An 18,840-nucleotide genomic window follows, 5' to 3' on the forward strand; every position below is an offset into this window, starting at 1 on the left:
GTGGCGCGAGGGGACCCGGGGAGACCCGGGGGACGCGCAGGGGGTCAGCCGCGGGACGGGACGGGCGGACCCACGACGAGCAGCACCACGAAGACCAGGGCGACGGCCACGACACCGACGCCGACCGCGAGCGCGGGGTGCCGCACCACGACGAACAGCAGGCGGTCCCACGCGCCCGACCGGGCGTCCGGCGAGCGGCGCCAGCCACCGTCGAGCATGCCTCGGCGGGCGACCGCGACCTCGAACGGCACGGTGGCGTAGGGCACGACGGCACTGGCCCAGCCGAGCACGAGGGCGCCGGACGACCACCGCTGGTTCACCGCGACGACCGTGGTCAGGACCAGGTACGCGAGGAACACGAAGCCGTGCACCCCGCCGCCGATCCGCACCCCCCAGTCGCCGGCGTCGAGTCCGTACTTGAGCACCATCCCGACGATGAGCATGGTCCAGGTCACGAGTTCGGCGACCGCGGCGGCGCGGAACAGGGAGCGGGGAGTCATGGCGTCCATGGTGGCGGACCTGGTTGGCAGACAGCAGGGCGCCCCGGGCCGGACGACCCGGGGCGCCCTGCACGTCCGGTCAGTGCTGCACGACCACCGTCTGGCCGAGGCGGTTCACGCCCGTGCTCGCGTCCCAGGTTCCGGTGTTGGCCGTCTGGATCGCGAAGGCGGGGTCCGCGGCGACGGAGGACTCCGGCGCGGGCAGGGCGAGTGCGACGCTCCAGCTGCCGTCCGGCACGTCGGTCAACGCGGCCCGGACGGTCACGGTCTGCCCCGGCTGCCAGGACGACGCGTCGGCGTCCACCGGCACGGTCACGCGACGGTCGCCGTCGGTCAGGACGAGCTGCACCGGGCGGCTGTTGTACGGCGCCGCCCAGCCGTCGTTCCGCACCGACACCGCCACCGACGGCTCGGCACCGGACGTCACGGTGCTCGAGGTCATCGTGAAGCGGTAGCCGAGCTTCTTCGCGGCGTCGGTCATGCCGGCCGTGCCCCAGCTCGCCAGGACGTCCTTGTTGTAGTCGAGGTTGAGGTAGCTGTAGTGGTACTTCGCCATCTCGGCCGAGGCGGACGGGTACTCGGACCGCGGCGCGTTCACGGCGCAGGTCTCACCGCCGACCGGGACGTACCGCGAGTCGGCCGCCAGGTAGTCCTGGTCGAGCGAGAGCGGGTTGCTCAGGAACGTGCCGAAGTCGTCCGGTGAGGCGAGGAAGCAGTCGTGGTGGTGACCGATGCGCGACGCCGCGGAACCGTCGTGCGCCTGCGCCGGGGTGAGGGCCCCGGCGGTGCCGGACGGGGTGCGGAGCGCGTCCTGCTTCATCTGCATGGTGCGGACCTGGACCGAGCGGCTCGACGGCAGCGCGGCGAGTTCCGCCTCGAGCACCTGGCGCCGGGCGTCCTTGTCCGCCTCGGTCAGCACGCCCGGGTTCGCCGGGTCGCTGGCGAAGTGGTCGGTGTAGTACCCCTCGCCCCAGAGCCCGATGAAGCCCCCCTGCAGGGTCGGGATGACGTCGGCGTTCCGGCGGAGCGTCGGGGTGAGCTGCTCGATGTGCGCGAGCACGGTCGGCAGGTCGGCGTCGCCGTAGGGCGCGGTGTACGGACCTGCCCCGCCCTGCACGTACGCGAAGCGGGTGATCACGCCGACCCCGGCTGCGCGGGCGGTGTCGTAGTCCTGCTGCAGGAGCGCCAGCCAGGCCGGGCTGAGCTGTCGCTGCTGGGCGAACGCCTCCATGTAGAACACCCGGACGACCTGCGTGACGCCCTCGGCCCGGTAGCCCCGGAGCGTGGCGGCGTCGAGCGGGGTGTAGCCGGTGCCGTCGGCGCGGTAGTGCGTCTCGGTGGTGTGGTCGAACCCGCGTGACGGGTTCGGGATGACCGCGTCGCTCGCCGTGTAGGTCACGGTCGAGGTGGACACGGTGCGTGGCTGGTGGTCGTGGCCGGCGGGCGACGACGCCCACGCGGTGGTCGGTACGGCGAGTGCCAGCACCGCCGCGAGTGCGACGGTGGAGATGGTCCGGTGCTGCATCGGTCGAGCCCCTGTCCTCGGCGCGGACGGTGATCGGTGCCCCCTGGCGCCGCCGCCCTGCGCGGATGTGATCCGAAGGTAGGTCAAACGATCAGAAAACGCCAGAGCCTGCGCGATCTGATCACGGGTAGCGTGGACGACATGTCAGCGCCGACCGAGAACCGTCCCCTGAACATCGTCGTCTGGAACGAGAACGTGCACGAGACCCGCGGTGACGCGACGGTCGTCGGGCACTACCCCGACGGCATGCACACCGTGATCGCCGAGGCCCTCCGGCAGCTGCACCCCGGGGCCGACGTCTCCACCGCCACCCTGCAGGAGCCCGACCACGGCATCACCGCCGAGCGGCTCGCCACGACCGACGTCCTGTTCTGGTGGGGCCACGCCGCCCACGACGAGGTCAGCGACGCCGTCGTCGACCTGGTCGTCGACGCCGTGCACGCCGGGATGGGCCTGGTCGTGCTGCACTCGGGCCACTACTCCAAGCCGTTCAAGCGGCTCATGGGCACGACCTGCTCGCTGAAGTGGCGGAACGACGGCGAGCGGGAACTCGTCTGGACCGTGGCGCCCGAGCACCCGATCGCCGCCGGTGTGCCGCACCCGATCGTCATCGACCGGCAGGAGATGTACGGCGAGTACTTCGACATCCCGCGCCCCGACGAGGAGGTCTTCCTGTCGACCTTCGCCGGCGGCGAGGTGTTCCGCTCCGGTGTCGCCTACCGCCGCGGCCTCGGCAGGGTCTTCTACTTCTCGCCCGGCGACCAGGAGTACCCCGTCTACCACCACCCGGACATCCAGCGGGTGCTCGCCAACGCCGCGGGCTGGGCCGCTCCCGTGTCCCCTCGACGCGAGCTCACGGCCGACCCCCACCCGCGGGACTGGTTCCTGACGGAGGGTGCGGGTAGACAGGACGGGTGACCAACCATCTCGACGGTGCGGACCGCCGCACCGCGCTGGTCGAAGCGCTCGCCGTCCTGGGGTCAGGCCCAGAGGAGCGCTTCGACCGCATCACCCGCATGACCCACGAGGCCTTCGGGGTGCCGCTCACGTTCCTCAACCTCGTCCACAGCAACCTCGTCACCACCCAGTCGACCTTCGGCTGGCACCAGGGATCGAGCGTCCCGGCGAGCGAGCAGTTCTGTGCGACGACGGTGCTCACACCGGAACCCATGGTGATCCCGGACACGACCCTCGACGAGCGTTTCGCGCACACCGCCGCCGTGGCGGAGCACGGCATCCGGTTCTACGCCGGTGCGCCGCTGACCATGGTCGACGGCACCCGGGTCGGGACGCTCTGCATCATGGACGCGGCGCCGCGCGTGTTCTCGGACGAGGACGTCGCGCTCCTGCAGGACCTGGCGCGGTGGGCGGAGCGTGAGCTCGGCCACGCGATCGACCGCGGTCGGGTCCGACGCGTGCTCGACGGGCTCGTGCCGGCACCGGTCGACCTGCCCGGGTACACCCTCGATGCCCTCGTCGCCCAGCAGGACGACGGCGGCGGTGACGTCGCCGACTGGCGGGTCGCGCCCGACGGCGCCCTGCACGTCACCGTCGGCCGGGTCTCCGCCGCCCGCCCCGCCGCCGGCCTGCTCGCCGCCGGGGTGCACGGTGCCGTCGCCGCGCGCACGGCGACCGCAGTGCAGGACGCCGTCGCCGGCCTGGAGGCGCAGCTCACCGCCGACCTGTCCGTCGCGTCCGCCGTCGGCTCGCTCTTCCACCTGCGGCTCGACCCGGCGACGGGGCACGTCGACTTCGGTGACGCCGGGCACGGCCTGACGGTGCTCGTCCGTGCGGACGGGTCCACCAGCTCGCTGCACTCGCTCGACCTGCCGCTGGGGTTGCAGCCCGCGGCGATCCCGCGGTCGCCCGGTGCGATAGACCTCGCGCCGGGAGACCGGCTGGCGGTGTGCACCCCGGGTGCCCTCACGCTCGAGGGGCTCCGGCACCTGGACGACCTCGCCGCACTGGTGCGTGACGAACCGGACGGCGCCGCCGCGGTCGCGCGGGTGCGCGAGCTGGTGCCCGAGGGAGCGGCCGTCGACGTCACCGTGGTGGTGCTCACCCGGCGCTGAGCGCAATCGGCGGTGTGCACCCGCGGGGATCAGGAGCGGAAGCGGTCCTGACGGCTCCGCGGGGCCCCGGTGAGGGCGACCACGAGCAGGGTGGCGAGCAGGGCGAACCCGGCGAGCTCGATGCCGAGCCCGGCGAGCTGCCAGTACGCGCTGCCGACGCGCTGCGGCTGCGTGATCGACTCCGGCCACCAGCCGTCGATCAGCGGGAACGACCCGGGGAACGGGTCGAGGCCGAACACCACCAGGCCGCCGAGCAGGAGCACGACGCCGACCGCGGCCATCGCCCCGCGCGAACGGCCGAGCATGCGGACCACCAGGGCGGCGGCCATGCCGGCCAGCCCCACGACGGCGAGCGCGAACGCGATGACCACGACCGTCTGCGGCGCGAGCGCCACCCAGTCGAGCACCGCGATGGGCAGCAGCAGCCAGCGTCCGGTCCGTGCCCAGCGTGCGGGGTTCCGCCATGCGTCCATGGCCGAGACCGTAGGGCACCTGGCCGAGCGCGGGCCGAACGCCGTGTCGCGGTGCCGACGTGGCGGGCCCTGGGAGTGACGCGGGTCCCCCCAGGGAAACACCCACGTCACCTCGTCTCGAGGATACTCAGGAAGCTCTCGGCCCGACGGCCCCAGTTCGCGGGCATGTGTCCGGCGGCCCACTAGCCTGTCGCGATGGCCACCCCGTCCGCCGAGGTCGACGTCGACGTCCCCCTCGTCCGCTCCCTGCTGCGCGACCAGCACCCCGACCTGGCCGGCCTGCCGCTGCGGGTGGTCGCGAACGGCTGGGACAACGTGGTGCTGCGGCTCGGCGACGACCTGGCCGTCCGTGCCCCGCGTCGGGCGCTCGCCGCACGGCTCGTCGAGCACGAGCAGCGCTGGTTGCCGGGGATCGCCGCCCGGGTCGCCCCGGTGGTGCCGGTGCCCGTGCCGGTGCGCGTCGGACGTCCCGCGCTCGGCTACCCGTGGTCGTGGAGCGTCGTGCGGTGGCTGCCGGGTGAGCCGGTCGGCGCGCGTGCCGCCGGGGTCCGGGTCGCCGAGGCGCTGGCGGACTTCGTCGAGCTGCTGCACGTCCCCGCGCCCGGGGACGCACCGGCGAACCCGTTCCGGGCGGTGCCGCTCGCGGCGCGGAGCGACGCCGTCCTGACGCGACTCGTCACTGCCGACGTGCCGCGAGCCCGTGAACTGGCCGCGGTCTGGCGGACCGCGGCGGCGTTGCCGACGCACGCCGGGCCTCCCGTCTGGGTGCACGGCGACCTGCACCCGTTCAACCTGCTCGTCGACCGGTCGCCGGACGGCGACGAACGCCTGTCGGCGGTCGTCGACTTCGGCGACGTCACCGCGGGGGACCCCGCCGTCGACCTCGCGAGTGCCTGGCTGACGCTCGACCGGGAGGCACGTCACGTGTTCCGCGACCGGGTCACCGCCCCGGACACCACCTGGGGGCGCGCCCGCGGGTGGGTGGTCGCGATGGCCTCCGCCCTGGCGACGGCCGACGAGCCGGCGTTCCGGAGCGTCGCCCGACGGAGCATCGACGCGGTGCTGGACGACGACGACCCGCCGGGGCTATCGTGACCGCACCATCCGTGCACAGCTGATCGGAGGGGCCACCATGACCCTCGAGCTCCGCGCCCCGCACGACGTCGCCACCGACGCCTCCCCCGCCCCCGCCCGTCCGGACCGACGCGGCCTGCGCGGTGTCCTCGACCGGGTCGCCGAACGCCGTGCCGCGCGTCGCGCGCGACGGGTCGACGACCGGCTCCGCGAACTCGACGAGCTCGTGCACCTGCTGTCCGACGCCCGCGCGGTCGTCGAGCGCGGGTGGATCCAGCACGCCTGGTTCGCCTACGTCGACGAGCACGGCCGGGAACGCACCGCCACGAGTGCCGCCGCGGTGGACGTGCAGGGGCGGCCGCTCGTCGGCGCGTGCCTGGTCGGCGCGGTGGTCTCGGCGGCCGGCGGGCCGCACGCGGTGCACGGACCCCGGGTCCAGCAGGCGCTCGACGTCGTCTGGCACGCCCTCGCCCGCGACGAGGGCGAGCCCGTGCTCTGGTGCCCGGCGCCGGACATCCGGATGGGGCGCGTGCGTGACCTGACGAGCTGGAACGACGCCGGGAGCCGCACCGCACCCGAGGTGGGGGCGCTGCTGCTGACGGCGGAGCGGGTGGCGGTGCACGAGTCGGCGCGCCTGCAGGAGCTCCGGGTGGCGCGTGCGTAGCCGGTCCACCTGAACGATCGTTACCGTTCTCCCAGGGTCACCGTGGTGAACAGCCGCTGACCGGGGGTTACCGTGTGAGCGTCTGACAGGGGAACGTTCCCCTCGGCCGATCCGCGTTGTACAACCCGTGCGGGTGCTGCGTAGCTTTGGCGCAGCTCGTGCCCCGATCCGTGGGCAGTTCGGCCGACCGGAGAGGGAGCGCTCACCCGTGTTCCAGTACGTCGTGGAGCGATGGAGCCAAATCTGGTTCGCATCGTGGCAGCACTTCTCACTGGTCGTCCAGTGCACGGTGCTCGCCACGGTCATCGCCGTGGTGATCGCCACACTCGTCTACCGCAGTCCCCGCCTGACCTCGGTCGCGAACGGGGTGTCGGCCATCGGCCTCACGCTGCCGTCCTTCGCCGTGATCGGTCTGCTCATCGTGCCGCTCGGCTTCGGGGTCCTGCCGTCCGTCGTGACGGTCGTGTTCTTCGCCGCGCTGCCGATCCTGCGCAACGCGGTCGTCGGCCTCGCCGAGATCCCGCCCACCGTGGTCGAGTCCGCCCGCGGCATCGGCATGAGCCGGTTCCGCACCCTGCTGCAGGTCGAGCTGCCGATGGCGTGGCCGATCATCCTGAGCGGCGTACGTGTCTCCGCGCAGATGGTGATGGGCATCGCTGCCATCGCCGCGTACGCCCTGGGCCCCGGCCTCGGCGGCTTCATCTTCTCCGGCCTGTCGCGCCTGGGCGGCGCCAACGCCTTGTCCTCCGTCGTGGTCGGTGTGGTGGGCGTCGTCCTGCTCGCCCTCGTCCTCGACCTGCTCCTCATCGGCCTCGGCCGCCTGACCATCTCGAGAGGTATCCGTGTCCAGCACTGACTCCGCCACCACCACCGCGCCCGACGGCGACGTCACCGGGCGCAGCATCCTGCTCGACGAGGTCACCAAGCGGTACCCGGGCCAGTCGAAGCCGGCCGTCGACGGCATCACGCTCGAGATCCCGGCCGGCAAGATCGTCATGCTCGTCGGCCCGTCCGGCTGCGGCAAGACGACGACGCTCAAGATGATCAACCGCCTGATCGAGCCCACCGAGGGTCGGATCGTCGTCGGTGACGACGACGTGACCGGCATCGACGGTGACGAGCTGCGCCGCCGCATGGGCTACGTGATCCAGGCCGGCGGGCTCTTCCCGCACATGACCGTCGCGGCGAACATCGCGATCGTGCCGAAGATGCTCGGCTGGTCGAAGGAGAAGATCGCGGCCCGCGTCGACGAGCTGCTCGACCTGGTCTCGCTCGACCCCGACACCTACCGCGATCGGTTCCCCCGCGAGCTGTCCGGCGGCCAGCAGCAGCGAGTCGGCGTCGCCCGGGCGCTCGCCGCGGACCCGCCCGTCCTGCTCATGGACGAGCCGTTCGGCGCCGTCGACCCGATCACGCGGCAGCGCCTGCAGGACGAGCTCCTGCGCATCCAGGAGGAACTGCACAAGACGATCGTCATCGTCACGCACGACTTCGACGAGGCCGTGAAGCTCGGCGACTGGATCGTCATCTTCACCGAGGGCGCGCACATCGTGCAGTACGACACCCCCGAGCGCATCCTGGCCGAGCCGGCGAACGAGTTCGTCGAGAACTTCATCGGCTCCGGTGCCGGCCTCAAGCAGCTCACGCTGAACCGCGTGCGCGACGTCGAGGTCGAGTCGGCCGTGACGTGCTCACCCGGCGAAGAGGTCAAGGCCGTGCTGCAGCGGATGAACGAGGCCGGTGGGCACCAGCACGCCGTCGTCGTCGACCACCGCCAGCGCCCGATCGGGTGGCCGTCGCGTCGCCAGCTCGAGCGCCTCGACCGCATCCCCGACGGCGTGGAGTCGAACCTGCCCGTGGTGGGCGAGGCCGCGACCCTCAACGACGCGCTCGACACCATGCTCGTCTCGAGTGCGGGTGCCGCGCTCGTGACCGGCCGTCGCGACGCGTTCCGCGGGGTCATCACCGTCGAGACCGTCATGGAGGCGATCACCCGCTCGCGCACGGCCGCCGCCGGTGACCAGGCCTACACGCCGGTCGGCACGAACACGAACCAGATCGAGACGCTGCCCGCGTCACCGGCAGCGACCATGCCCACGGGGGAAGACCTGTGAGTGCAGTCGCCGCTGCCGGCCCCGCCACGGGTACCAGCACCTCGTGGAAGGGCCTGCTGTTCCAGCCGATCGCGATCCTGGTCGTCCTGGCCGGGTTCGCGGTCTGGCTCGCCACGGCGGACCTGACCCCGACGGAGCGGACGACGCTCAACCCGGCGGACATCCTGGCCCTGACCGGCCAGCACCTCGTGCTGACCCTGCAGTCGACGGTCCTGGTGCTCGTGATCGGCATCCCGCTCGGCATCGTGCTCACGCGCGGGCCGCTGCGCCGGGCCAGCCCGTACGTGCTCGCCGTCGCGAACTTCGGGCAGGCGGCCCCCGCCGTCGGCCTCATCGTGCTGCTCGCCGCGTGGCTCGGGCTGAACAGCTGGTCGGCGGTCGTCGCCCTCGTGCTCTACGCGATCCTGCCGGTGCTCCGGAACACCATGATCGGCGTGCAGAGCGTGGACGCCCGCCTGGTCGAGGCCGGGCGGGGCATGGGCATGAGCGCGTTCAGCGTGCTCGTGCGCGTGGAGCTGCCGCTCGCGGTCCCGGTCATGCTCTCCGGCATCCGCACGGCACTCGTGCTGCTCGTCGGCACCGCGAGCCTGGCGACCTTCGTCGGTGCCGGCGGCCTCGGGCTGCTCATCACCACCGGGGTCAACCTGTTCCTGCCGAAGGTGCTCGTGTCCGGGGCGCTCCTGGTCGCCCTGCTCGCCCTCTCCATCGACTGGATCGGCCGCGTGGTCGAGACGGTCGCACGACCGAAGGGACTCCGATGACCCGCCGTACCCGCCGCGCCCGCACCCGGGTCGGAGCCGCGGCGTTCGTCGCCGGCACCACCGCCCTCGTCCTGACCGGCTGCGGTCTGCAGCCCGCGACCTCGTTCGTCCCGGAGGCCCAGCCCGGCTCCATCGAGCGCATCGACGACCTGCCGGCCGACGCCCACATCACCGTGACGTCGAAGAACTTCACCGAGCAGCTCGTGCTCGGCAAGATCGCCGTGCTCGCCGCCAAGGCCGCCGGGTTCGACGTCACCGACGAGACGAACGTGCCCGGCAGCGTCGCGGTCCGCGAGCTCATGACCTCGCACAGCGCCGACTTCACGTACGAGTACACCGGCACCGCCTGGCTGACCTTCATGGGCCACGCCGAGGGGATCCCGGACAAGACCGAGCAGTGGACGGCGGTGAAGCAGGAGGACGCCGCCAACGGGCTGACCTGGCTCGAGCCCGCGCCGATGAACAACACCTACGCCTTCGCCGTCCGCGACGAGGCCGTCAAGGAGCTCGGGAACGTCACGACGCTCTCCGACGTCACGAAGCTGCCGGTCGACCAGCGCACGTTCTGCGTCGAGTCCGAGTTCAACTCGCGTGCCGACGGCTTCAAGCCGATGCTCGAGAAGTACGGGTTGGAGCTCGGCGGGTCCGGCGCGAACGGGGTGCCGAGCAGCAACGTCAGCATCCTCGACACCGGCACGGTCTACACGGCCACCGATCGCGGCAAGTGCAACTTCGGCGAGGTCTTCACCACCGACGGCCGCATCAAGTCGCTCGGCCTGACCGTGCTCGAGGACGATAAGGGGTTCTTCCCCGCGTACAACGTCGCTCCGGTGCTCGACTCGGACACCCTGCAGGAGTACCCGCAGCTCGAGGGGATCTACGACCAGATCTCGCCGAAGCTCACGGACGCCGTGCTGCAGGAGCTGAACCGCCAGGTCGACGTCGAGGGGCGTGAGCCGGCCGACGTCGCCTTCGACTGGATGGTGGAGGAGGGCTTCATCACGAAGCCCTGACCCCTCGCGACGCGCGCGCGACCGGACGGGAGGGACGGTGCCAGCTGGCACCGTCCCTCCCGTCCGTCCCGGTGCCGCCACCGCCGCCACCAGAACGTCACCCGATCGTGAGCGACCGCAGCCCACCGGCGCGCGCCGGTTCACTACGGTGAACCCATGACCACTCCCGTGCTCGAGGCCCGTGGCCTCGCCAGGACCTACGGCCGTGGCGCGACGCGCTTCGACGCGCTCAAGGGGGTGTCGCTCGCGGTGCACCAGGGCGAGAGCCTGGCGATCGTCGGCAAGTCCGGCTCCGGCAAGTCGACGCTGATGCACCTGCTCGCGCTGCTCGACGCGCCGTCGGCGGGTCAGGTGCTGCTCGACGGCACCGACGCGGCCACGCTCGGCGCACGGCAGGTCAACCGCACCCGCAACAGCACCTTCGGGTTCGTGTTCCAGCAGTTCTTCCTGACGCCGAAGACCTCGGTGCTCGAGAACGTCGTGCTCCCGCTCACGATCGCCGGGGTCCCCCGTGCCGAGCGGAAGCGCCGGGGGATGGCGGCGCTCGACGCCCTCGGTCTGGCCGACAAGGCGAAGAACGACGCCAACGACCTGTCCGGCGGGCAGAAGCAGCGCGTGGTCATCGCCCGGGCACTGGTCGGCGAGCCGAGCGTCATCTTCGCCGACGAGCCGACCGGCAACCTCGACACGAACACCGGGCAGGCGGTCGAGGACCTGCTGTTCGGCCTGCAGCGCGAGCGGGGGATCACGCTGGTGGTGGTCACCCACGACGACGAGCTCGCCGCGCGCTGCGACCGCAGCGTGCACGTCCGGGACGGCCTGATCGTCGACGGCTCCGACGACGTGGTCGACGCGTCGGCCACCCACGGAAGGCACTCCGCATGAACGTCCTCGACCTCCTGCGGGCCGCGGTCGCGAACACCTTCCGCTCGAAGCTCCGCACCACCCTGACCGTCATCGCGATCTTCATCGGCGCCTTCACGATCACGCTCACCTCGGCGATCGGCACCGGCGTCAGCAACTACATCAACAGCCAGGTCTCGTCGATCGGCGACGACGGGGTGCTCGTCGTCACGAAGGCCGTCGACGGCAGCTCGACCGACAGCGGCCCCGCCGAGTACGACCCGGAGGCCTCCGGGCAGAGCGTCGACCGCGGGCCGGCGTCGTTCGCGTACCTGTCGGAGTCCGATGTCGACGCGATCGAGCAGACCGACGGCATCCGGAGCCTCCGTCCGGCGGTCGCCCTCGCGCCGAAGTACGCCGAGTACCGCGACGAGGGCAAGTACGTCGTCCCGCTGACCGGCAACGCCGGGGAACTCGACGCCGACCTGGCCAGCGGCGAGCAACTCGACGACGAGACCGACCGCAACCAGGTGATGCTGCCGACGGACCACCTGGAGAACCTGGGCCTCGGCAGCGCCTCCGCTGCCGTCGGCAAGGAGCTCACCTTCGCCGTCGACGACTACCAGGGTGAGGAGCACACCCTCACCGCCACGGTCGTCGGCGTGCAGAACGAGTCGCTGTTCGGCGCCGGCGCCGGGGCGAACGCCGCGCTGACCGACGCCATGCAGGCCGCGCAGGAGACCGGCAAACCGGACTCGATCGCCACCTCGTACGCCAGCGTCACCGCGACCCTCGACCCCGGTGCCTCGGCGACGACGGTCAAGCAGACCCTGGCCGACGACGGCTTCACCGGCCAGACCATCGAGGACCAGCTCGGCCAGTTCCAGACCGTGATCGCCGGCATCGTGGGCGTCCTCAACGCCTTCGCCGTCATCGCGCTCGTCGCGGCCGGCTTCGGGATCATCAACACCCTGCTCATGAGCGTGCAGGAGCGCACGCGCGAGATCGGCCTGATGAAGGCGATGGGCATGGGCGGCGGGAAGGTCTACACGCTGTTCTCGCTCGAGGCGGTGTTCATCGGGTTCCTCGGCAGCGCCATCGGGGCCCTCGCCGCGATCCTGCTCGGCACCGGGATCTCGAACGTGCTGGCGGACACCCTGCTGCAGGACCTGCCGGGGCTGCAGATCATGCAGTTCGCCCCGGGATCGGTCGCGACGATCATCCTCGTGGTGATGTTCATCGCGTTCCTGGCGGGCACCCTGCCGGCGCGGCGGGCGGCCCGGCAGAACCCGATCGAGGCGCTCCGGTACGAGTGACGGCGGCGGCGCCGGTGTCGGTGCACGCCGGCGTCAGGCGCCGTGCACCGCGCGCTGCCACACGGCGAACGCCCCGCCGACCACGGCGAGGACGACGAACAGGATCCACACGGCCAGCGCCACCAGGTTGAGCAGGATCCCCCAGCCGGCCCGACCGCGGGCGAACGGCTCCCGGCCGCGCGACGCGATCCCCAGGCACAGGCCGACCACCGGCGCGAGGAAGGTCCAGCCGGCCAGGAGCGAGCAGATGCCGAGGACGAGGCTCGCCGTGCCGCGCCCGGTGCGGGGGGATTCCGAGGTGGTGACCATGCACCCGACGCTACGGGCGCGGACCGGGCGGGTCGTCCCTCCCGGGCGTGATCCGGCGTCCACCCGCAGACGGACGGACACCGGTCGCCGGTACTGTCGGAGCATGGCCCTGTTCGGACGACGCAACCACGACGTGCGCGATCGACCCATCAGCCAGGTCGAACTGAAGCGGGCGGTGGACGAGGGGTTCCTCATCGCGCAGGCCGCGGTCACCATCGCCGTGGCGAACCGCATCATCACGAACGCCCTGCGCGACCAGGGGTACTTCGACCACGCGCTCATCGCCCAGGCCGCTCGCGAGGAACTGCACCGCATGGCCGAGGAACAGCGGGGCGACGCCGCCCGGATGCGCGAGATCCGGTCGCGGTCGAGCAAGCAGGGGGGCCGTTCCCGGCACCAGCACGACTACCGGCGCGGCGACGACCTGAAGCTCCGGATGCGCGAGGCCACCTACGAGCAGCTCGCCACGATGCTCGACAAGCGTCGGGACGACCAGCACTTCGTCGACCGGGTCGTGCTGCAGGCCCGGGCCCGCGCCTGGGACGACATCGGCACCACCGTCGTCGGACGCCTCGGGTGGGCCCAGCGACCGGCAGACGACTACGAGGTCGGCCGTGACGACCGGTTGCAGCAGATGCTCGACGAGGACTTCGCCGCCCTGCTCGCCGAGCACCCCGTCGGCTCGACCGCGATCGACGCCGACGAGCCGGACGACGCCGACGGCGACCAGGACGAGTCCGACCCCGCCGACCCGGACACCGCCCGCCCCTGACCGGTACCACGCGCAGTCGCGAGTCCCTAGGCTCGGTGCATGGTTGATGCGGTGGTCGTCGGAGCAGGACCGAACGGGCTCGCTGCGGCGGTGACGCTCGCCCGGGCCGGCCTGTCGGTCGAGGTCGTCGAGCGGAACGACACGATCGGCGGTGGTGCCCGCACGGCCGAGCTCACCCTGCCCGGGTTCCTGCACGACGTCTGCTCCGCCGTGCACCCGATGGCACTGCAGTCCGAGTTCTTCCGGCTGTTCCGCATGGAGGAGCGCATCGAGCTCCGCCTGCCCGAGGTGCAGTACGGCCACCCGCTCGACGGCGGCCGTGCGGGCATCGCGTACCAGGACATCGACCGCACCGCCGAGGGGCTCGGCGTGGACGGGGCGGCCTTCCGCCACCTGATGGCACCGCTGTCCCGGCACGCCGACCAGGTCGCCGACTTCGCGACCGACGCCCTGCTGCACGTCCCGCGCCATCCGCTCACCGTCCTGCAGTTCGGCCTGCGCGCCCTGGAGCAGGGCAGCAGCGCGTGGAACCTGCGCTTCCGCGGGGACACCGCGCCGGCGATGGTGTCCGGTGTCGCCGCGCACTCGATCCAGCACCTGCCCTCGCTGTCCACCGCCGCCGCGGCGCTCTCGCTCGGCTCGTACGCGCACGCCCGCGGGTGGCCGGTGCCGATCGGCGGCAGCCAGGCGATCGTCGACGCGCTCGCCGCCGACCTCGTCGCGCACGGCGGTCGCATCGTCACCGGGCACGAGGTCCGGTCGCTCGGTGACCTGACCCCCGCCAAGGCGGTGCTGTTCGACACGAGCGTGCCCGGCATGCTGCAGATCGCGGGGGAGCAGATCCCCACGCCCAAGCGCGGGGCACTCCGACGCTTCCGGTTCGGCAACGCGGCGGCCAAGGTCGACTTCGCGCTGTCCGACGCGGTGCCGTGGACGAACGACGACCTGCGCCGGGCCGGGACGGTGCACATCGGTGGCACGCGCGCCGAGATCGCCGATGCCGAACGCGCCGTCGCGCAGGGGCAGCACGCCGAGCGTCCGTACGTCCTCGGGGCCGAGCCGACGGTGGTGGACCCGTCGCGCGCACCAGAGGGCAAGCACGTGTTCTGGGCCTACGCGCACGTCCCCGCCGGGTCGGACGTCGACCCGACCGAGGTCGTCACGCGGCAGATCGAGCGCTTCGCGCCCGGGTTCCGCGACACCGTCCTGGCGTCGAGCTCCCGCACCGCCGTGCAGATGGGCGAGTACAACCCGAACTACGTCGGTGGCGACATCGCCGCCGGCGCCGCGAGCTTCTGGCAGCTCGTCAAGCGCCCCGTCCTGTCGAGCGACCCGTGGCGGATGGGCGGCGGCATGTACCTGTGCTCCGAGTCCTCCGCGCCCGGCCCCGGTGTGCACGGCATGGCCGGCTGGCACGCCGCGAAGAGCGCCCTGCGGCACACCTTCGGCTTGCCGGAGGACGTCGACCTCACCCCGGAAGGCTGATCACCATGGCGAAGAACGTCCGCATCTTCCACTGCTCCCCCGAGGCCGTCTTCGACGTCCTCCGCGACGGCTGGCTCTACCCGACGTGGGTGGTCGGTGCCTCGCGGATGCGTGGTGCGGACCCGGGATGGCCGGCCGTGGGCACCCGGATCCACCACTCGTTCGGCGTCTGGCCGTTCGTCATCAACGACACCACGACCGTCCTGGAGCGTGACGAGCCCCGGCGGCTGGTCATCCAGGCGCGTGGGTGGCCGGTCGGTGAGGCCCGGGTCGAGGTCGAGGTCGAACCGCACCCGCGCGGCTGCCGCGTGACCCTGCGGGAGAACCCGGTCGAGGGCCCCGGATCGCTCGTCCCCGGCTTCATCGCGCAGCCGGGCATCTGGTTCCGCAACCGCGAGAGCATCCGCCGGCTCAGCTGGGTCGCGGCCGGGCGCGCGGCGAACGCCTGAGACGTCCCCACGAGACGGCCGGGAGGCCCGTGGCGGCGCCGCCACGTCCCTCCCGTCACGGCCGTCGTGCCGCTGGCGCGTCACGCCGGAACCGGCGGGTGGGGCCCACCTCCCGGCCGACACCGGGTCCCGGCTACTCGGCGCGCGAGAAGGCGCTGGCGCGCGCCACCTGGTCGTCCGTCAGCGCGACACCCGTGTAGCGCTCGAACTGACGGGCCGCCTGCAGGGCGATGACCTCGGCGCCGGTGACGACGTGCTTGCCGGCGTCTCGGCCCGCCCGCACGAGCGGGGTCTCGGACGGGAACGCGACCACGTCGAAGACGGTGTGCGCGGCCTCGATCCGTTCCGGCGTGAAGGCGAGCGCGTCCTGCCGGTCGCCGCGCATGCCGAGCGGCGTGACGTTCACGACGACGTCGGTCTCCCCCGCCTCGCGTTCCTCGGCGACCCACCCGTAGCCGTACTGCTCGGCGAGCGCCGGACCGGTCTGCTCGTTGCGGGCGACCACCGTCAGCTGCTCGAAGCCCGCGCCCCGGAACGCCGCGGTGACCGCCTTCGCCATCCCGCCGGAACCGCGGAGCAGCACGCGGGACGACGGGTCGACGCCGTGCGAGCCGAGCAGCGCGGCGACCGCCTCGTAGTCGGTGTTCGACGCCGTGAGCACCCCGTCGTCGTTCACGACCGCGTTGACGGACTGGATCGCCGCCGCCGACTCCTCGATGTGGTCGACGAGCGGGATGATCGCCTCCTTGAACGGCATCGACACGGAACAGCCGCGGATGCCGAGCGCGCGGATGCCGGTGACGGCGCCGGGCAGGTCGGTCGTCGTGAACGCCTTGTACAGGAAGTTGAGACCGAGCTCGTCGTACAGGAAGTTGTGGAACCGGGTGCCGATGTTGCTCGGGCGGGCGGCCAGTGACATGCAGACCTGCATGTCCTTGTTCAGGATGGGCATGGCGACAGTCTCCCACTGCCGCGTTCCCCGCGGGTGTGCGGATGGAGCGGTCCACGCGGACCAGTCTTGGAGCGCGGGGTAGCGTCGGACGTGATGACTGCCATCCCGGAGACCATGCGCGCTGTCCGATTCGACGAGTGGGGCGACCGCTCCGTGCTGCACGTCGCCGAGGTGCCCGTGCCCGAGGTGACGCCCGGCCGGGTGCTCGTCCGGGTCCGCGCTGCCGGCATCAACCCCGGTGAGTCCGCCATCCGCCAGGGTCTGGTCGGCGGCGACGTGCCGTCGGGGCAGGGCACGGACTTCGCGGGCATCGTCGTGGCCGTCGGGCCCGAGGTCGACGGGGTCGACGAGGGCGAAGAGGTCATCGGGTGGTCGTGGGACCGTGCGAGCCACGCCGAGTACGTCTCGGTGCCGGCCGGCCAGGTGGTGCAGAAGCCGCGCCTGCTCGACTGGACCGTCGCGGGCGGGCTCGACGTGATCGCCACCACTGCGGCCGCGGCAGTCCGGGCCGTCGACCCGCGCGTCGGTGAGACCGTCGTGGTCTCCGGTGCCGCCGGTGGCGTGGGCGGCTTCGTCACGCAGATGCTGACGAACGAGGGCATCGACGTGATCGCGATCGCGTCCGAGGCGAACCACGAGTGGCTCCGCTCCAAGCACGCCCGACCCGTCGCGTACGGCGAGGGGCTGCAGGAGCGCATCGCCGAACTCGCGACGAACGGCGTCGACGCCGTGATCGACACGTACGGGCCGGAGTACGTCCGGCTCGGGATCGCCCTGGGTGTGCCCGCCGACCGCATCGAGACGATCATCGCGTTCGACGAGGCGGCCGAGGTCGGGGCGAAGGCCTCCGGCAGCGCCGACACGGCCGACCCCGAGATCCTCGGCGCGCTCGCCATGCAGGTCGCCAGCGGCGCGATCGAGGTGCCGATCGCCGCCACCTACCCGCTCGAGCGCGTGCAGGATGCCTACGAGGAGCTCGAGCAGCGGCACACGCGCGGCAAGATCGTGCTCGTCCCCTGACCGATCGGCAGCGCTGAGGCCCGACCCGTCCAGACGGGTTAGTGTGGCCGCGTGCCGGTCTCCGTCTTCGATCTGTTCAGCATCGGTGTCGGCCCCTCGAGCTCGCACACGGTCGGGCCGATGCGGGCTGGTGCCGAGTTCGCCGCGCTCGTCCGCGGCCTGCCGGTCGACACCGTGGTCGTCGACCTGTACGGCTCGCTCGCCTCGACCGGGCAGGGGCACGGCACCCTCGGTGCGGTCGTCGCCGGACTCATGGGGTCCCACCCCGAGACGGTGGACCCCGACGCGATGGCCACTGCGCTCGACGCCCTGCAGCGTGACGGTGTGCTGCAGCTCGACGGCGGCGCCCGCGTGCCCTTCCGCCTGACCGACATCGTCCTGCACCCCCTGACGATGCTGCCGCGGCACCCGAACGCCATGCGGCTGCGCGCCCGTGACGCCGCCGGGATGGATCTGGCCGACGAGACCTACTACTCGATCGGCGGTGGGTTCATCACGCGGGACGAGGCCACCGAACCCGCGGTGGACGCGCCCTCCGCCGTCGCCGGTGCCGCGATCCCGGTCGACGACGCGGTGCCGTTCCCGTTCTCGAGCGGCGCCGAGCTGCTCGCCGCCTGCACGGGCTCGGGTCTGCCGATCAGCGGCGTCGCGCTCGCCAACGAGGCCGTCCACCGTCCGGAGTCCGAGGTCCGGTCGGGCCTGCTCGGCATCCACGCCGTGATGGAGTCCTGCGTCGAGCGCTCCGTCCGGCGCGACGGCTGCCTGCCCGGCGGGCTCGACGTCCGACGGCGGGCCGCGACCTGGCACGAGCAGCTCACGCGCGAGGACCCCGACCACGACCCGCTGTTCGCGATGGAGTGGGTGAACCTGGTCGCCATGGCCGTCAACGAGGAGAACGCCACCGGTGGGCGGGTCGTCACCGCACCGACGAACGGGGCCGCCGGCATCATCCCCGCGGTCGTGTACTACGCGCTCACCTACGTGCCGGCGGTCGCCGGGGCGTCCTCGGCGGAGCGTGACGACGCCGTCGTGCGGTTCCTGCTGACGGCGGGGGCGATCGGCTCGATCTACAAGGAACGCGCCTCGATCTCCGGAGCCGAGGTCGGGTGCCAGGGCGAGGTCGGATCCGCGGCGTCGATGGCCGCGGCCGGCCTGGCCGAGGTGCTCGGCGGCACCCCCGAGCAGGTCGAGAACGCCGCCGAGATCGCGATGGAGCACAACCTCGGGTTGACGTGCGACCCGATCGGTGGCCTGGTGCAGATCCCGTGCATCGAACGCAACGCGATCGCCGCGAACAAGGCGATCAACGCCGCGCGGATGGCCCTGCGGGGCGACGGGGTGCACCACGTGTCGCTCGACCAGGTCGTCGAGACGATGCGGCAGACCGGGGCCGACATGTCGTCGAAGTACAAGGAGACCGCGATGGGCGGGCTCGCGGTGAACGTCCCGCTCTGCTGAGGCCTTCGGGCTCGGCGCCGCAGCAGTCGGCGCGGGCGCG

General features: G+C 72.4%; 20 protein-coding genes. 15 read left to right on the forward strand and 5 right to left on the reverse strand.

Annotation, left to right across the window (positions count from 1 at the left end; all coding sequences use genetic code 11):
- Nucleotides 1–44: 44 nt before the first annotated feature.
- Nucleotides 45–500, reverse strand: coding sequence for a DUF3817 domain-containing protein (locus tag LEL83_RS10765; RefSeq protein WP_225558806.1), 456 nt, complete (start codon nt 498–500; stop codon nt 45–47).
- Nucleotides 501–579: 79 nt separating this feature from the next.
- The gene (locus LEL83_RS10770; RefSeq protein WP_225558807.1) at nt 580–2,025 is read right to left on the reverse strand and encodes a DUF4832 domain-containing protein; all 1,446 of its coding nucleotides are present in this window, start codon (nt 2,023–2,025) and stop codon (nt 580–582) included.
- A 141-nt stretch (nt 2,026–2,166) separates the two neighbouring features.
- Between LEL83_RS10770 and LEL83_RS10775 the strand changes: the two genes are divergently transcribed.
- Together LEL83_RS10775 and LEL83_RS10780 are read left to right on the forward strand one after the other, a co-directional pair.
- A complete protein-coding gene (locus LEL83_RS10775) occupies nt 2,167–2,943 on the forward strand; it encodes a ThuA domain-containing protein (RefSeq protein ID WP_225558808.1) in 777 nt (258 codons plus the stop codon).
- Nucleotides 2,940–4,097, forward strand: a complete 1,158-nt coding sequence (locus LEL83_RS10780; protein ID WP_225558809.1) for a GAF domain-containing protein — start codon at nt 2,940–2,942, stop codon at nt 4,095–4,097. The genes LEL83_RS10775 and LEL83_RS10780 overlap by 4 nt, the downstream gene beginning before the upstream one ends.
- Nucleotides 4,098–4,126: 29 nt before the next feature.
- On the opposite strand, the gene LEL83_RS10785 is transcribed toward LEL83_RS10780, so the two are convergent.
- The gene (locus LEL83_RS10785; RefSeq protein ID WP_198657104.1) at nt 4,127–4,570 is read right to left on the reverse strand and encodes a hypothetical protein; all 444 of its coding nucleotides are present in this window, start codon (nt 4,568–4,570) and stop codon (nt 4,127–4,129) included.
- A 195-nt stretch (nt 4,571–4,765) separates the two neighbouring features.
- On the opposite strand from LEL83_RS10785, the gene LEL83_RS10790 reads away from it, so the two are divergent.
- The 8 genes from LEL83_RS10790 to LEL83_RS10825 all read left to right on the forward strand — a co-directional run bounded on the left by LEL83_RS10790 (nt 4,766) and on the right by LEL83_RS10825 (nt 12,355).
- Complete coding sequence (locus LEL83_RS10790) at nt 4,766–5,665, forward strand: phosphotransferase (protein WP_198657103.1); 900 nt, start codon at nt 4,766–4,768, stop codon at nt 5,663–5,665.
- A gap of 37 nt (nt 5,666–5,702) precedes the next feature.
- Entirely contained in the window at nt 5,703–6,308 is a 606-nt protein-coding gene (locus LEL83_RS10795; protein ID WP_198657102.1) for a DUF6197 family protein, read from the forward strand.
- A gap of 208 nt (nt 6,309–6,516) precedes the next feature.
- Nucleotides 6,517–7,164 (forward strand): ABC transporter permease, encoded by a 648-nt coding sequence (locus LEL83_RS10800; protein ID WP_198657101.1) that lies wholly within the window; start codon nt 6,517–6,519, stop codon nt 7,162–7,164.
- Nucleotides 7,151–8,422, forward strand: a complete 1,272-nt coding sequence (locus tag LEL83_RS10805) for an ABC transporter ATP-binding protein (protein WP_198657100.1) — start codon at nt 7,151–7,153, stop codon at nt 8,420–8,422. The genes LEL83_RS10800 and LEL83_RS10805 overlap by 14 nt, the downstream gene beginning before the upstream one ends.
- Nucleotides 8,419–9,183: an ABC transporter permease gene (locus tag LEL83_RS10810; RefSeq protein WP_198657099.1), complete on the forward strand. Its 765-nt coding sequence runs from the start codon at nt 8,419–8,421 to the stop codon at nt 9,181–9,183. The genes LEL83_RS10805 and LEL83_RS10810 overlap by 4 nt, the downstream gene beginning before the upstream one ends.
- Entirely contained in the window at nt 9,180–10,196 is a 1,017-nt protein-coding gene (locus LEL83_RS10815; RefSeq protein ID WP_225558810.1) for a glycine betaine ABC transporter substrate-binding protein, read from the forward strand. The genes LEL83_RS10810 and LEL83_RS10815 overlap by 4 nt, the downstream gene beginning before the upstream one ends.
- 156 nt (nt 10,197–10,352) lie before the next feature.
- Entirely contained in the window at nt 10,353–11,081 is a 729-nt protein-coding gene (locus LEL83_RS10820; RefSeq protein ID WP_225558811.1) for an ABC transporter ATP-binding protein, read from the forward strand.
- On the forward strand, nt 11,078–12,355 hold the full coding sequence (locus LEL83_RS10825) for an ABC transporter permease (protein WP_225558812.1): 1,278 nt from the start codon (nt 11,078–11,080) through the stop codon (nt 12,353–12,355). The genes LEL83_RS10820 and LEL83_RS10825 overlap by 4 nt, the downstream gene beginning before the upstream one ends.
- A gap of 33 nt (nt 12,356–12,388) precedes the next feature.
- Here the strand turns inward: LEL83_RS10825 and LEL83_RS10830 are convergent, their stop codons facing one another.
- On the reverse strand, nt 12,389–12,664 hold the full coding sequence (locus tag LEL83_RS10830; protein ID WP_225558813.1) for a hypothetical protein: 276 nt from the start codon (nt 12,662–12,664) through the stop codon (nt 12,389–12,391).
- Nucleotides 12,665–12,767: 103 nt separating this feature from the next.
- Between LEL83_RS10830 and LEL83_RS10835 the strand changes: the two genes are divergently transcribed.
- From LEL83_RS10835 to LEL83_RS10845, 3 genes are read left to right on the forward strand one after another with little or no spacing between them, the layout of a single operon-like run.
- A complete protein-coding gene (locus LEL83_RS10835; RefSeq protein ID WP_198657094.1) occupies nt 12,768–13,436 on the forward strand; it encodes a hypothetical protein in 669 nt (222 codons plus the stop codon).
- A 39-nt stretch (nt 13,437–13,475) separates the two neighbouring features.
- The gene (locus LEL83_RS10840; RefSeq protein WP_225558814.1) at nt 13,476–14,921 is read left to right on the forward strand and encodes a phytoene desaturase family protein; all 1,446 of its coding nucleotides are present in this window, start codon (nt 13,476–13,478) and stop codon (nt 14,919–14,921) included.
- A gap of 5 nt (nt 14,922–14,926) precedes the next feature.
- Nucleotides 14,927–15,370, forward strand: a complete 444-nt coding sequence (locus LEL83_RS10845; protein WP_198657092.1) for an SRPBCC family protein — start codon at nt 14,927–14,929, stop codon at nt 15,368–15,370.
- Nucleotides 15,371–15,503: 133 nt separating this feature from the next.
- Here the strand turns inward: LEL83_RS10845 and LEL83_RS10850 are convergent, their stop codons facing one another.
- Nucleotides 15,504–16,322, reverse strand: coding sequence for a shikimate 5-dehydrogenase (locus LEL83_RS10850; RefSeq protein WP_225558815.1), 819 nt, complete (start codon nt 16,320–16,322; stop codon nt 15,504–15,506).
- Nucleotides 16,323–16,415: 93 nt separating this feature from the next.
- Between LEL83_RS10850 and LEL83_RS10855 the strand changes: the two genes are divergently transcribed.
- Nucleotides 16,416–17,342: an NADP-dependent oxidoreductase gene (locus LEL83_RS10855; protein ID WP_225558816.1), complete on the forward strand. Its 927-nt coding sequence runs from the start codon at nt 16,416–16,418 to the stop codon at nt 17,340–17,342.
- A 51-nt stretch (nt 17,343–17,393) separates the two neighbouring features.
- Nucleotides 17,394–18,800 (forward strand): L-serine ammonia-lyase, encoded by a 1,407-nt coding sequence (locus LEL83_RS10860; protein WP_225558817.1) that lies wholly within the window; start codon nt 17,394–17,396, stop codon nt 18,798–18,800.
- Nucleotides 18,801–18,840: the final 40 nt, after the last annotated feature.

The sequence above is a fragment of the Curtobacterium oceanosedimentum genome, assembly GCF_020297365.1.
Lineage (GTDB): Bacteria > Actinomycetota > Actinomycetes > Actinomycetales > Microbacteriaceae > Curtobacterium.

Bases quoted from the DNA above. Each gene is read 5' to 3' on its own strand.
- LEL83_RS10765 (WP_225558806.1), bottom strand. From the start codon at position 500: ATGACTCCCCGCTCCCTGTTCCGCGCCGCCGCGGTCGCCGAACTCGTG.
- LEL83_RS10770 (WP_225558807.1), bottom strand. From the start codon at position 2,025: ATGCAGCACCGGACCATCTCCACCGTCGCACTCGCGGCGGTGCTGGCA.
- LEL83_RS10775 (WP_225558808.1), top strand. From the start codon at position 2,167: ATGTCAGCGCCGACCGAGAACCGTCCCCTGAACATCGTCGTCTGGAAC.
- LEL83_RS10785 (WP_198657104.1), bottom strand. From the start codon at position 4,570: ATGGACGCATGGCGGAACCCCGCACGCTGGGCACGGACCGGACGCTGG.
- LEL83_RS10790 (WP_198657103.1), top strand. From the start codon at position 4,766: ATGGCCACCCCGTCCGCCGAGGTCGACGTCGACGTCCCCCTCGTCCGC.
- LEL83_RS10795 (WP_198657102.1), top strand. From the start codon at position 5,703: ATGACCCTCGAGCTCCGCGCCCCGCACGACGTCGCCACCGACGCCTCC.
- LEL83_RS10815 (WP_225558810.1), top strand. From the start codon at position 9,180: ATGACCCGCCGTACCCGCCGCGCCCGCACCCGGGTCGGAGCCGCGGCG.
- LEL83_RS10820 (WP_225558811.1), top strand. From the start codon at position 10,353: ATGACCACTCCCGTGCTCGAGGCCCGTGGCCTCGCCAGGACCTACGGC.
- LEL83_RS10825 (WP_225558812.1), top strand. From the start codon at position 11,078: ATGAACGTCCTCGACCTCCTGCGGGCCGCGGTCGCGAACACCTTCCGC.
- LEL83_RS10830 (WP_225558813.1), bottom strand. From the start codon at position 12,664: ATGGTCACCACCTCGGAATCCCCCCGCACCGGGCGCGGCACGGCGAGC.
- LEL83_RS10835 (WP_198657094.1), top strand. From the start codon at position 12,768: ATGGCCCTGTTCGGACGACGCAACCACGACGTGCGCGATCGACCCATC.
- LEL83_RS10840 (WP_225558814.1), top strand. From the start codon at position 13,476: ATGGTTGATGCGGTGGTCGTCGGAGCAGGACCGAACGGGCTCGCTGCG.
- LEL83_RS10845 (WP_198657092.1), top strand. From the start codon at position 14,927: ATGGCGAAGAACGTCCGCATCTTCCACTGCTCCCCCGAGGCCGTCTTC.
- LEL83_RS10850 (WP_225558815.1), bottom strand. From the start codon at position 16,322: ATGCCCATCCTGAACAAGGACATGCAGGTCTGCATGTCACTGGCCGCC.
- LEL83_RS10855 (WP_225558816.1), top strand. From the start codon at position 16,416: ATGACTGCCATCCCGGAGACCATGCGCGCTGTCCGATTCGACGAGTGG.